Source organism: Streptomyces fuscichromogenes (genome assembly GCF_014645815.1).
Lineage (GTDB): Bacteria > Actinomycetota > Actinomycetes > Streptomycetales > Streptomycetaceae > Streptomyces > Streptomyces fuscichromogenes.
This window is the reverse complement of record NZ_BMML01000002.1, coordinates 1-12,504: the sequence shown is the minus strand read 5'-3', so window position 1 is coordinate 12,504 and position 12,504 is coordinate 1. Positions and strand designations below refer to the sequence as shown.

11 protein-coding genes are annotated in these 12,504 nt (G+C 72.9%); 3 read left to right on the top strand and 8 right to left on the bottom strand.

What is annotated here, in order from left to right; genetic code table 11:
* Window positions 1-67 precede the first annotated feature (67 nt).
* Together IEZ11_RS03800 and IEZ11_RS03795 are read left to right on the top strand one after the other, a co-directional pair.
* A complete protein-coding gene (locus IEZ11_RS03800; RefSeq protein ID WP_189261129.1) occupies window positions 68-652 on the top strand; it encodes an ArsR/SmtB family transcription factor in 585 nt (194 codons plus the stop codon).
* A 10-nt stretch (window positions 653-662) separates the two neighbouring features.
* Entirely contained in the window at window positions 663-839 is a 177-nt protein-coding gene (locus IEZ11_RS03795) for a hypothetical protein (protein WP_189261128.1), read from the top strand.
* 119 nt (window positions 840-958) lie between these two features.
* On the opposite strand, the gene IEZ11_RS03790 is transcribed toward IEZ11_RS03795, so the two are convergent.
* From IEZ11_RS03790 to IEZ11_RS03780, 3 genes are all read right to left on the bottom strand, one after another.
* Window positions 959-1,747 carry a S16 family serine protease gene (locus tag IEZ11_RS03790; protein ID WP_189261127.1) on the bottom strand — a complete coding sequence of 263 codons (789 nt, stop codon included), beginning with the start codon at window positions 1,745-1,747 and terminating at the stop codon, window positions 959-961.
* Window positions 1,748-1,822: 75 nt separating this feature from the next.
* Complete coding sequence (gene menC / locus IEZ11_RS03785; protein ID WP_189261126.1) at window positions 1,823-2,932, bottom strand: o-succinylbenzoate synthase; 1,110 nt, start codon at window positions 2,930-2,932, stop codon at window positions 1,823-1,825.
* Complete coding sequence (locus tag IEZ11_RS03780) at window positions 2,929-3,723, bottom strand: chorismate synthase (RefSeq protein WP_189261125.1); 795 nt, start codon at window positions 3,721-3,723, stop codon at window positions 2,929-2,931. Before IEZ11_RS03780 ends, menC begins: the two co-directional genes overlap by 4 nt.
* Before the next feature lie 109 nt (window positions 3,724-3,832).
* Here IEZ11_RS03780 and IEZ11_RS03775 point away from each other — a divergent pair, with 109 nt between their 5' ends.
* Window positions 3,833-5,380 (top strand): PucR family transcriptional regulator, encoded by a 1,548-nt coding sequence (locus IEZ11_RS03775; protein WP_189261124.1) that lies wholly within the window; start codon window positions 3,833-3,835, stop codon window positions 5,378-5,380.
* On the opposite strand, the gene dapE is transcribed toward IEZ11_RS03775, so the two are convergent.
* The 5 genes from dapE to IEZ11_RS03755 form a co-directional block, all read right to left on the bottom strand.
* Window positions 5,358-6,404 (bottom strand): succinyl-diaminopimelate desuccinylase, encoded by a 1,047-nt coding sequence (dapE, locus tag IEZ11_RS50550; protein WP_229712794.1) that lies wholly within the window; start codon window positions 6,402-6,404, stop codon window positions 5,358-5,360. The two genes, IEZ11_RS03775 and dapE, sit on opposite strands and share 23 nt — an antisense overlap.
* On the bottom strand, window positions 6,401-7,843 hold the full coding sequence (locus IEZ11_RS50545) for an amino acid permease (protein WP_229712793.1): 1,443 nt from the start codon (window positions 7,841-7,843) through the stop codon (window positions 6,401-6,403). Before IEZ11_RS50545 ends, dapE begins: the two co-directional genes overlap by 4 nt.
* 341 nt (window positions 7,844-8,184) lie before the next feature.
* Window positions 8,185-8,826 (bottom strand): IclR family transcriptional regulator, encoded by a 642-nt coding sequence (locus tag IEZ11_RS03765; RefSeq protein ID WP_189261123.1) that lies wholly within the window; start codon window positions 8,824-8,826, stop codon window positions 8,185-8,187.
* A gap of 341 nt (window positions 8,827-9,167) precedes the next feature.
* Window positions 9,168-10,970, bottom strand: a complete 1,803-nt coding sequence (locus tag IEZ11_RS03760) for a DEAD/DEAH box helicase (RefSeq protein WP_189261122.1) — start codon at window positions 10,968-10,970, stop codon at window positions 9,168-9,170.
* Between the two features lie 133 nt (window positions 10,971-11,103).
* Entirely contained in the window at window positions 11,104-12,435 is a 1,332-nt protein-coding gene (locus tag IEZ11_RS03755; protein ID WP_373294816.1) for an MFS transporter, read from the bottom strand.
* Window positions 12,436-12,504: the final 69 nt, after the last annotated feature.

Sequence of the window (12,504 nt, the reverse complement as noted above, 5' to 3'; positions counted from 1 at the left end):
GAGTTACAAAGAAGTTGATGCAAAAGAGGTGTTGCAAAGGAGCCTTTGCATAGCTACCTTTGTACACATGACGGAGCACGAGGAACCGAAACCGCGCCGGCTGGACGCCCGATCCCTCCGGGGACTCGCGCACCCGCTGCGGATGCAGCTGCTGGACGCCCTGCGGCAGCACGGTCCCGCCACCGCGTCCCAACTGGCCGAGCGGCTGGGCGAGTCCAGCGGCGCGACCAGCTACCACCTGCGCCAGCTCGCCGAGCACGGCTTCGTCGAGGACGCCCCGGAGCGCGGCAAGGGCCGGGAGCGGTGGTGGCAGGCGGTGGACCAGGGCATCAGCTACGACAGCGCGGACTTCGAGGACGCCAGTCCCGAGATACGGGGACTGACGGAGGTCTTCCTCCAGGAGGCCGCCGCACGTCACACCCGCGAGCTGGCCGCCTGGCTCGGCACCCGTGACCAGTGGTCCCCGGCCTGGACCCGCTCCTCCGACATGAGCGACATGGGCCTGCGACTCACTCCCGAACTGGCCTTCGAACTGATCGAGAAGATGCACGCCCTGGTCGACGACTACCGCAACCGGGTCCCCGACAAGGACACGCCGGAGTCGCAGCAGGTACGCGTCCACACGCACCTCTTCCCCCTCAAGACGGACTGAGAGGCACACCATGTACACGCACGCGCAGCTCGCCCAGCACCGCATGGCGGAGATGCACGCCCAGGCGGAGAACCACCGGCTGGCGAAGTCGGCCAGGCCCGAGCGGGAACTCCGCGAGCGCATCGGCTGGACCCTGGTGGAGGTAGGCCTGCGGCTGGCATCGCCGGCCCCGGCAATCGTCCCGTAATCTCACAACGCCGTGCGGGTCAGCGCCCCGTAAGGGGCGCGGGGAACTGCGCGGCCGGTCCCCACCGTCCGACGGCCGATCACCCGCCTGCGCCGCCCCACCCAACCCGCACCCGGAACTCAGCAGCTGGGGACCTTCTCCCCCTTCTGCAGCGCGACCAGGTCCGACACGGCCCCCTTCAGCGTCGTCACCGGCACCAGTCGCAGCCCCTTCGGCAGCTCCCCCTTGGCATCGGCGCACTCCCCCTTCGGCACCAGAAAGACGGTCGCCCCGTCCCGGCGCGCGGCCTGTGTCTTCAGTCCGACCCCGCCCACCGCCCCCACCGTGCCGTCCGCACCGATGGTCCCGGTACCGGCGATGTTCTTCCCCCCGGTGAGGTCTCCCCCGCTGCCGTTCCCGTCCAGCTTGTCGATGATGCCGAGCGAGAACAGCAGCCCCGCGCTCGGCCCGCCCACGTCCGCCAGCTTCAGGGTCACCTTGACCTTGCTCGCGCTCAGGCCGAGGTACTTCAGCGCGGCCTGGGCCGCCGCGTCCTGGGACTGCACCATCTGCTCGGTGTTGTGCTGCTCGATCTCCTTGACGTTGTCGCCGCTCGGGTAGACCGAGTCACGCGGCATCACGGCCCGGTCCGTCCGGAACCAGCTGCCGATCACGTCGCCGAGCGAGACCCGCGCGTCCGGCCCGGTCGCCTCGATCGTCGTCATCCGCAACTGCCCGGCGGTCGTGCGGACGGGCGCCCCGGAGACGGTGATCACCGGGGTGCCCTTGTTGTCACCGAGGACGTTCGCCGTCATCCCGGGCTGGGCCACCGAGAACGGCAACGGAGCGAAGACGGCCGTACCGATCAGAGCCACGACGGGAACCGCACAGACGGCGACGGCCTGGAGACGCGTGAGACGTGAGAGCACGGAGTCAATCTAACGCGGCGGTCTGTTCCGGCCATCGCCCGGCCGCCGCGCGGCCATCGCCCGGCGGCCGCCCGGTCAGCGCCCGAGCAGCTCGCGGCGTCCGCGGGTGAACCGGCGCAGCGCGTCCGGCAGCGGCTCGATCCCGATCCCGGGTCCCGTGGGCACCGGGAGGTGCCCGTCCTCCAGCACGAACGGTTCGGTGATGTCCTCCGCGAAGTACCGGCCGGACGCCGAGGTGTCGCCCGGCAGCGTGAACCCGGGCAGCGCCGCGAGCGCCAGGTTGGGCGCCCGCCCGATCCCGGTCTCCAGCATGCCGCCGCACCACACCGGCACCCCGTGGGCGCGGGCCACGTCGTGGATCCGGCGGGCCTCCAGATAGCCGCCGACACGCGCGGGCTTGACGTTCACCACCCGGCACGCGTCCATGGCGATCGCGGCAGCCGTGTCCCGCGCGCCGTGCAGGGACTCGTCGAGACAGACCGGCGTGGCGATCCGGCGCTGCAGCCGGGCGTGGCCGTGCAGGTTGTCCTCCTCCAGCGGCTCCTCGATCAGCAGCAGCCCGAACTCGTCGAGCCGCCGCAGGTGCTCCGCGTCGGCGAGGCCGTACGCCGTGTTCGCGTCGACCTGGAGCGGCAGCGCGTCCCCGAACCTGCGGCGCACCGCCCGTACCGGCTCGATGTCCCAGCCGGGCTCGATCTTCAGCTTGATCCGGACGTACCCCTCGGCCAGGTACCGCTCGACGTCGTCCAGCAGTTCGCCGACCGAGTCCTTGATGCCGACCGAGACGCCCGCCGGCACCCGGTCCCGCACCGATCCCAGGAACACCGACAGCGGCATGCCGTAGGTCCGCAGCTCCGCGTCCAGCACCGCCGTCTCCAGCGTGGCCTTCGCCAGCTCGTGCCCCTTGACCTTCGCCGTGGCCGGGCCGACCGCGGCGGCGGTGAGGTCCCGCAGCGCCGCCACCCGCGGCACCAGGAAGTCCCGCAGCACGATCTCCGCGCCGGCCACGAACTCCGAGCAGTACAGCGGCTCGGGATCGGCGGCGAACTCCGACCAGCCCTCGGCGGTGTCGGTGACGACGTGGAGGAGGAAGGTGTCCTTGGTCGTCATGGTCCCGAAGGACGTACGGAAGGGCGTCACCAGCGGGATCGCCACCTGCACGAGTTCCACGCGCTCCAGCTTCATGCCGTCGCCTCCGTCGTGCGGGCGAGCGTGTACCAGCCGTCCCGGGACATCCCGACGGCCCGGAATCCCTCGGCGAAGGCGGTGGTGAACACCTCGCGGACGGCGTACCGCCAGCGCAGCGCGAGCGCCGGGTCCGCGGCCCGCAACCGCACGACGTCCTCCGGCACCCGGCACCACACGGCCCGGTCGCCGAGGTCGCGGCGGGCGAGGACCTCGCCGTCGGGGGCACGGTGGCTGGCCGGGGCGTCCTCACGGTCCCGGTCGCCGAACGGCGCACCGAGCCCGCCGAGCGCGACGGGGTCGGTCGTCAGGTCCCAGGTCACCGTCAGCCGGTCGCTCTCGTCGCCGTCGTTCACGCCGTCGGCCATGGGTCCGTAGAAGTCGACGAGGTACTCGGTGCCGGTGGCGCCCAGCTTGACCAGGTTGAAGCGGGCGTTGCGGCCGACCAGCGGGTCGAAGGTCCAGCGCATGGTGCGGGCGCCGAGGTCCAGGGCCCAGTCGCGCTGGGCCCGCTTCACCGCGTACCCGACTCCCTGGTCGGCGGCGGCGACCAGGGAGTAGGTGTCACGGTCCGGGCCGAACACGGCGACGGCCGCCCCGGCCAGCCGCGCACCGTCGTAGGCGGCGTGCACGGCGCCGCCCGCGTGGACCAGGCTGTGCAGGACCTCGGCCGGGTAGGGCGGGGCGGTACGGGGCGTCTGCCAGACATCGCTGAAGTAGTCGGTGACGGCCGCGAGCCCGGCGACGTCGTGGACGGTACGGATACTGACTCCGGTCACGGTCAGGGTCATGATCCGAGTCTCGGAGCCGACCCCTTTCCGTGTGTTGTGCGGACGGACAAGGAATGCATATCTTCATGAGGAGATCGGCCAAGCACCCCCTGTTCCCTTGAGGACTCCCATGGACGCCTGCACCCTCGGTGACCTGCTCGACGTCGTCGGCGGTCCCTCGGTCCGGCTGCACACGGCCCCCGCCGGGCTGGCCGTGCCGGTGACCGAGGCGCTGCTGTACGACGCCCACGCCCCGCTGCCCCGGCGGCCGGGTGCGCTGCTGCTGGCGGTCGGGGTGCGCGCGGCGGCGGCCGGGCCGCTGGTGCGGGCGGCGGCCGGGGCGGGGCTGACCGGGGTGGTGGTGCGGGGCGCGGACGGGCCGGTCGGGGAGGCGGAGACGCACGGGATCGCGCTGCTGTCGGTCGACGAGGACGCCGCCTGGCACCACGTCCACCTGCTGCTGGCCTCGGCGATCGGCGCCCGCCCGGCGGCCCCCGGCAGCGGGCTCGGCGACCTGTTCGCGCTGGCCGACGCGATCGCGGCCGGGGTCGGCGGGGCCACCGCCATCGAGGACCCCCGGCAGCGGATCCTCGCCTACTCCACCGTCGCCGGGCAGCCGGTCGACGAGGACCGCCGGCAGGGCATCCTGGGCCTCCAGGTGCCGGCCAGCGCCGAGAACACCGAGCAGTACCGGACCCTGTTCTCGGCCGAACGGCCGGTCCGGCTCCCGGCGTTGCGGGATGCCGACCTGCCCCGGCTGGCGATGGCGGTGCGGGCCGGCGGCGAGACGCTCGGCTCGGTCTGGGTGGTCGACGGCGGCACGCTCGCGCCGGACGCCGAGGAGACCCTCGCACAGGGCGCCGCCACCGCCGCCCTGCTCCTGCTGCGTGCCCGCGCCGCGCAGGAACTGGCCCGCCACCAGAGCGGCGACCTGCTGCGCCGGCTCCTCGACGGCACGGCCGACGCCCCGGCCGCCGCGGCCCGCCTGGGCGTGGACGGCGAGGTACGGGTGGCCGCGTTCGCGCTCGACACCGCCACGAACGTGCCGGACGCCGAGCGCACCGCGCTGCGCCTGCTGGACGTCGTACGGCTGCAGTGCGAGGCGCGCTACGGGCGGCAGGCGTGTGTGCTGGTCGAGGGGGTGGTGTACGCGCTGCTGCCCGGTCCGGGGGCCCGGCACCGGCCGCTGGCCGAGGACATCGTGCGGCGGGCCGGGCAGGCGCTGCGGGTACCGGTGCGGGCGGGGCTGGGCGAGCTGGTCCCGGACGTGGGCGGGGTGGCCGCCTCCCGGGCGGACGCGGACCTGGTGCTGCGGGTGCTGGACGCGCGGTCGCCGGTGGCCACGGTGGACGAGGTGCGCCCCCGGGTCACCCTGCTCCGGCTGGCCGAAGTGCTCGGCGAGCGGCGGGAGTTGACCGCGGGGGCCTGGCAGCGGGTGCTGGCGTACGACGCCGGGCACGGCACCGAGTACGCCCGCACCCTGGTCTGCTGGTTCGACGCGGGCTGCGACATGGCGGGCGCGGCCGAGCTGCTGGCCGTCCACCCCAACACCTGCCGCTACCGGCTGCGCCAGGTCCGGCAGCACGTCGGGATCGACCTGGACGATCCCGACGAACGGCTGGTGCTGTGGCTGCAGTTGCGGGTGCTGGCCGGGCTCAGCGCAGCAGCCACGCCCTGAGGCTCCGTTCGCAGGCGCGCAGTTGCCCGACCGGCACGTACTCCCCCGCCGTGTGCGCGAGGGAGGGGTCCCCCGGGCCGTAGTTGAGGGCGGGCACGTCCAGCGCCGCGAACCGCGCGACGTCGGTCCACCCCAACTTGGGCCGGGGCACGGCCCCGAGCGCCTCGACGAGCTCGGCGACCCGGTCCAGGCGCGGCGGCGCACCGGCGACCACCTCGGTGACCCGGACCTCGTACTCCGGGAACAGCCCTCGTACGTACTCCTCCGCGTCCGCCGTCGAACGGCTGGGCGCGAAACGGTAGTTGACGCTGACGACGCACTCGTCGGGTACGACGTTCCCGGCGACCCCGGCCCGTACGGCGACCGCGCTCAGCCCCTCCCGGTACTCCAGCCCGTCGATCACGACCCGCTCGGCGGTGTGGTCGTCGAGCCGTTGGAGCACCCGGGCGGCCCGGTGGGCGGCGTTGACGCCCTGCCAGGCGCGGGCGGTGTGCGCGCGCCGCCCGCGCACGACGACGTCGGCGCTCAGGTACCCCTGGCAGCCGGCCTCGATCCCGGCGTCGGAGGGCTCCATGAGGATGGCGAGGTCGGCGGCGAGCACCTCGGGGGTCAGCTGGTTGAGCCCGTTGCGCTCCCCCTCCACCTCCTCGCACTCGTAGAGGACGAAGGTGAGGTCGACGGCCGGTTCCGGGACGGTGGCGGCCAGCCGCAGGGCGACCGCCACCCCGCCCTTCATGTCACAGGCGCCGAGGCCGTGCACGCGGCCCTCGGCGAGCCGGGAGGGCAGGTTCCCGGCGGCCGGGACGGTGTCCAGGTGCCCTGCGATCAGGACCCGCCGGTCCCGGCCGAGGGCGGTGCGGGCGACCACGGTGTTGCCGACGCGGTCGACCTTGAGATGCCCGAGGCCGCGCAGGGCGTGCTCCACCGCGTCCGCGATCCGGGCCTCCGCCCCGCTCTCGGAGGGGAGGTCGACGAGGGCCCGGGTGAGGTCGACGACGTCGGTGGTGAGGTCGAGGGCGGTCACACCAGGTCCCGGGTGGCGAGCTTGGAGTGGCGGATGCCGTAGCAGCCGTAGACGACGAGGCCGACGGCCATCCACGCCCCGAAGGCGATCCAGGTGTCGGCGCCGAGGCTGAACAGCAGGTAGCCGCAGAAACCGACGCCGAGCACCGGCACGACCGGGGAGAAGGGGACGCGGAAGGAGCGGGGCGTGTCCGGGCTGCGCCGTCGCAGGATCACCACGGCCACGTTGACCAGCATGAACGCGAAGAGGGTGCCGATGCTGGTGGCATCGGCGAGGCTGCCGAGCGGCACCAGGGCGGCGAGGACGGCGATGAAGGAGGAGACGATCACGGTGTTGGCGCGGGGCACCCCGGTGCGCGGGTGGACCTTGGCGAACAGCGGTGGCACGAGCCCGTCCCGGGACATCGCGTACAGGATCCGGATCTGCCCGTACTGCACGGTGAGGACGACGCTGGTGGTGGCGACCACGGCGCCGACGGAGAGCAGGATCGGCCACAGGTCGCCGCCGCCGACGGCCCGTACGAGCACCTCGCTGAGCGTCGCCTCGGTCCCCGCGAACTGCTTCCACGGCATCGCGCCGAGCGCGGCGACGGCCACCAGGACGTACAGGGCCGTGACGAGGACGAGGGAGAGGATGATCGCCCGCGGCAGGTCGCGCTGCGGGTTGCGGGCCTCCTCGCCCGCGGTGCTCGCGGCGTCGAAACCGATGTAGGAGAAGAAGAGCGAGGCGGCGCCCGCGCTCATCCCGGCGGCGCCGAGCGGGAAGAGCGGCTGGAAGTTGCCGGCGTGGAACGCGGTGAAGGCGACGGCGCAGAACATCACGAGGGCCGCGATCTTCACCCCGACCATGATGACGTTGGCGACGGCGCTCTCCTTGGCCCCGCGCAGCAGGACGACCATCGCGAGGACGACGATGAGCGCGGCCGGGACGTTGAGCGTGCCGCCGGCGCCGGGCGGGGCGCTGAGCGAGTCCGGCAGGGTGACGCCGAAGGTGAGACCGAGCAGTTCGTTGACGTACTGCCCCCATCCGACGGCGACGGCGGCCACCGACACGCCGTACTCCAGGATCAGACACCACCCGCACACCCAGGCGACGAGTTCGCCGAGGGTGGCGTAGGCGTAGCTGTACGACGATCCCGAGCCGGGGATCATGCCGGCGAGCTCGGCGTACGACAGGGCCGAGAACAGGGCGGTGACACCGGCCAGCACGAAGGAGACGACGATCGCCGGGCCGGCCTCGGGCACGGCCTGCCCGAGCACGACGAAGATGCCGGTGCCGAGGGTCGCGCCGACGCTCAGCAGGGTGAGCTGGGTGACCCCCATGGTCCGCTTCAACGGGCTCGCGTCCGCCTCGCCGACGAGGGCGCCGACGGATTGCCGCCGGGTGAGCCGGCCTGCGGTGCCGACTTGTTGCCGGGGTCGTGTCCGCACTGTCTCCACTGTGCCGTTCCCTCCGCCGTGGGCTCTTGTCTGGCCCTGATGATGCGGAGGGAACGGGCGTGGGCGGCTGGGGGGATCGGTCAGAGGTTGAGGGGTGGGATTGGCGGATCGGCCAATGTGGGGTGGGCGGGTGAAACAAAGGGGGGTGGTGACGGCCGTCGTGCGACCGCGGGCCGGTGGGGGTTGCCCGCGCAGTTCCCCGCGCCCCTAAAAGACTTAACTGCGGGCAGGCGTGCCGCAGGGCGATGGGGGTCCCCCCGCTCGAGCGAAGCCGAGAGTGGGGGAGGGTGGGCGCGGCGGCACCCGGCAAGCGCCGGTGAGCGTCCCCACCCCCCAGCCCCCTACCGCAGTGCCTCCGCGACCTCCCGTGCCGCGTCCATCACCCGCGTCCCGACTCGTTCCGGCACGGCGTCGGCCAGCATCACGACCCCGACACTGCCCTCGACCCCGGTGACCCCGAGCAGCGGCGCTGCCGCACCGCTCGCTCCGGCCTCCAGTTCGCCGTGCGTCAGCGTGTACCCGGGGTCGTCCCGCGCCGAGTGCCGGGCGGCGAGGATCGCCCTGCCGGCGGCCCCGCGGTCCAGCGGGTGCCGGAAACCGGCCCGGTAGGCGACGTGATAGTCGGTCCAGGACGGCTCGACGACCGCGACGGCGAGCGCCTCGGTCCCGTCGACCAGCGTCAGATGAGCCGTCGCCCCTATGTCCTCGGCGAGCGAACGCAGCGCCGGCAGGGCCGCTTCCCGTACGAGGGGATGCACCTGCCGGCCGAGGCGCAGCACGCCCAGCCCGACCCGGGCTCGCCCGCCCAGGTCACGCCGTACCAGCGCATGCTGCTCAAGCGTGGCGAGCAACCGGTACACCACGGTCCGGTTCACGCCCAGTTTGTTGGAAAGCTCGGTGACGGTCAGCCCGTGGTCCGTGTCGGCCAGCAGTTTGAGGACACGCAGTCCCCGGTCGAGCGTCTGAGAGGTCTCCGCGGTCACGACGCCCACTCCTTAGGTGGTGAGGTCGGCAACCTCCGACGCGGCGGATGCGTCGCCGAGTCCCGTCAGCGACGCGCTTCAGAGGCCGCCGATCGGCATGGCGGCCCGGCGGCTCCGGGCCCAGTCGCTTCACGGCTGCGCTCCGCGGCGGCGCTGCCACGGGGCGTGTGCGTAGGCGGACAGTAGCGAAGCGGGTTCGCTGAGCGGAAGTCTCCGTCCAGAATCCGGTCACACACCGGTATGGACTACTTCGGTTTCAACCGGTATGCGCCGGAGTGACGCGCCCCTTCAGGGGCGCGGGGAACTGCGCGAGCAACCACGGACGACCCGCACCCGACCGACTACCGCATCCGGGTGGCCCACTCCTGCACCTTGGCGATCCGCTGCCGCAGCTGCCCCGCCGTCGCCTCCGCGCTCGGCGGCCCTCCGCACACCCGGCGCAGCTCCGTGTGGATCACCCCGTGCGGCTTCCCGCTCTGATGCACATACGCGCTGACCATCGTGTTCAGCTGCTTGCGCAGCTCCATCATCTCCTTGTGGGAGACGACGGGCCGCCGGTCCGCGGGCAGTTCCAGCAGGTCGGCCTCGGTGTCCGGCTTCTTGCGGCTGTGCGCGATCTGCCGGGCCTGCCGCTTCTGCAGCAGCATCTGCACCTGGTCGGGTTCGAGGAGCCCCGGGATGCCCAGGTAGTCCTGCTCCTCCTCGCTCCCCGGGTGGGCCTGCATGCCGAACTCGGCACCGTCGTAGAGCACCCGGTCGAAGACGGCCTCGGACTCCAGCGCCTCGAAGGCGAACTGCTCCTGCTCGCCGGTGTCCTCGTCCTGCTCCTTGTTCGCCTCCTCCATCTCCTTCTCGGACTCGGCGTACGGGTCCTCCTCGCCGTCCTTCTTCGGCTTGTCGAGGGCGTGGTCGCGCTCGACCTCCATCTCGTTGGCGAAGGTCAGCAGATCGGGGACGGTCGGCAGGAACACCGACGCGGTCTCGCCGCGCCGCCGGGACCGCACGAACCGCCCGACGGCCTGGGCGAAGAAGAGGGGAGTGGAGATGGTCGTGGCGTAGACCCCGACCGCGAGCCGGGGCACGTCGACGCCCTCGGACACCATCCGCACCGCGACCATCCACCGGTCGCCACTCGCGCTGAAGTCGTCGATCCGCTTGGAGGCGCCGGTGTCGTCGGAGAGGACCAGGGTCGCCTTGGTCCCCGTGATCTCGCGGATCAGCTTGGCGTAGGCGCGGGCCGACTCCTGGTCGGAGGCGATGACGAGGGCGCCCGCGTCCGGGATGCCCTTGCGCACCTCGGTCAGCCGCTGGTCGGCCGCGCGCAGCACCGCCGGCATCCACTCGCCGCGGGCGTCGAGGGCCGTACGCCAGGCCTGGCTGACGGCGTCCTTGGTCATCGGCTCGCCGAGCCGGGCCGCGATCTCGTCACCGGCCTTCGTCCGCCAGCGCATGTTGCCGCTGTAACTCAGGAAGATGACGGGGCGGACGACGTGGTCGGCGAGCGCGTTGCCGTACCCGTACGTGTAGTCGGCGGACGACCGCCGGATCCCGTCCTGTCCCTCCTCGTACGTCACGAAGGGGATGGGGTTGGTGTCGGACCGGAACGGCGTACCGGTCAGGGCCAGCCGCCGGGTCGCCGGCTCGAACGCCTCCAGGCAGGCCTCGCCCCAGGACTTGGAGTCGCCCGCGTGGTGGATCTCGTCGAGGATGACGAGGGTCTTGCGCTGCTCGGACCGGTTGCGGTGCAGCATGGGCCGCACGCCGACACCGGCGTACGTCACCGCCACCCCGTCGTACTCACGGCTGAGCGGTCCGGCGCTGTACTCGGGATCGAGCTTGATCCCTATCCGGGCCGCGGCCTCCGCCCACTGCTTCTTCAGGTGCTCGGTGGGGGCGACGACGGTGACCTGCTGCACGACGTGGTGGTGCAGCAGCCAGGAGGCGAGCGTCAGCGCGAACGTCGTCTTCCCGGCGCCGGGCGTGGCCACGGCCAGGAAGTCGCGCGGCTGCTCCTGGACGTACTTCTCCATGGCCCCCTGCTGCCAGGCACGCAGCTTGCTGGCGGTACCCCAGGGCGCCCGGCCCGGGAAGGCCGGCGAAAGGTGGTGGGAGGACTGGGAAGCAGAGGCGGCGGTGGTAGTCACGGTCTCCGTAGTAAGGGGGTCGGGCGGCAGTGAATGACTCGGGTGGCTACGTATGACAACCGGGCCACCCTACCGGCGCCCCGTGACCGTCAAGGCGCGGACAAGGCCGGGTCACCCCCGGGTGGGACTCACGTCACAGATCACGGAGTCGGGTCGTCACCCAGGCCCCGGCCAGGGCCACGCACGTCATCGGCAGGAACACGGCGACGAAGGCCGCCGGACGGTGACCGGCCCCGGCCGCGCCCGTCATGCTGCCGCCGCCGAGCGCCGCGAAGGCCGCGCCGGTCGCGGCGAGCAGGACGACGTTCGAGAGCGCGTCGGAGATCTGGAGGGCGGCGGAGTTGGCGCCGGCCTCCTGCGGCGTGGAGAGCCGGAGCATCAGGACGCTGACCGAGGCGATCACCAGCCCCATCCCGAAGCAGCCGAAGGCCCAGGCGACGGCGACGGTCCACACCGGCACGCCGGCCACGAGCACCGCGGGCACGGTGGCGATCGCCGCGGCGACCAGCACCATCCCCAGGGTCATCAGCCGCTCCCGGTGCGGCTCCATGCGTGGCCGGGCCTGCACCCACGAGCCCACCGCCCAGGTCACCCCGCCCGCGGCCAGCGAGAATCCGGCGAGGGTGGGGGACAGCCCGCGCTGGGTCACGAGCATCAACGGCACGAAGGACTCGGCGGAGATGAAGGCGCCGGCCGCGACCCCGCGCAGCAGGACGACCGACGGCAGGCCCCGGGCCGCCCGCCAGGTGCCGCGCGGGAGCAGCCCGAGCACGGCGGGCACCAGCAGGGCGCCGCCGAGCAGCCCCGGTACCAGCGCCTGCCACCGCAGGTCCTGGGCCGCGTACTGCAGCAGCCCCGCGCCGAGCGAGATGGCGAGGGCGAGCCGGATCCGCCGCCGGTCGAAGGCGCCCCGCACCCCTTCCACCACGGGCCGGGCGTCCGGCACCCCTTCCACCATGGACCGGGCGCCCTGCGCCCCTTCCGTCACCGGCCCGCCGGCCCGGCGCCGTATCTGCGGCAGGGCGAGCGCCACCGGGAAGACCACCAGCACCGGTATCCCGAGGAACACCCAACGCCACCCGAGCCGCTCGGTCACCGCCCCGGCGGCCAGCGGCCCGACGACGGACGGCACCACCCAGCCCGCGGCGAACGCGGCCATGATCGCGGGCCGCAACCGCTCCGGATAGGCCCGTCCCACGACGACGTACAAGGCGACGATGACCAGCCCGCCGCCGAAGCCCTGCACGGCCCGCCCCAGAATGAACACCCACATGGCCTGTGCGGTCCCGGCCACCACCAGCCCGGCGGCGAAGGCCCCGATCCCGGTCGTCAGCGCCCCGAGCGGCCCCTTCCGGTCCGACCACTGCCCGGCCAGCACCATCCCGAACAGGCTGGTCGTGAAGTACCCGGAGAAGGCGAACGCGTACAGGGACACCCCGTCCAGCTCCCGGGCCGCCACGGGCATCGCCGTCCCGATAGATACTTTGAGACATAACTCAACACGACGGAGTGCCGCTGCCTCCGGCGATACCCC

What these genes read in the sequence shown, in the direction of transcription:
- IEZ11_RS03800 (WP_189261129.1), top strand. Translation starts at nt 68, where the DNA reads ATGACGGAGCACGAGGAACCGAAACCGCGCCGGCTGGACGCCCGATCC.
- IEZ11_RS03795 (WP_189261128.1), top strand. Translation starts at nt 663, where the DNA reads ATGTACACGCACGCGCAGCTCGCCCAGCACCGCATGGCGGAGATGCAC.
- menC (WP_189261126.1), bottom strand. Translation starts at nt 2,932, where the DNA reads ATGAAGCTGGAGCGCGTGGAACTCGTGCAGGTGGCGATCCCGCTGGTG.
- IEZ11_RS03780 (WP_189261125.1), bottom strand. Translation starts at nt 3,723, where the DNA reads ATGACCCTGACCGTGACCGGAGTCAGTATCCGTACCGTCCACGACGTC.
- IEZ11_RS03775 (WP_189261124.1), top strand. Translation starts at nt 3,833, where the DNA reads ATGGACGCCTGCACCCTCGGTGACCTGCTCGACGTCGTCGGCGGTCCC.
- IEZ11_RS03755 (WP_373294816.1), bottom strand. Translation starts at nt 12,435, where the DNA reads ATGCCCGTGGCGGCCCGGGAGCTGGACGGGGTGTCCCTGTACGCGTTC.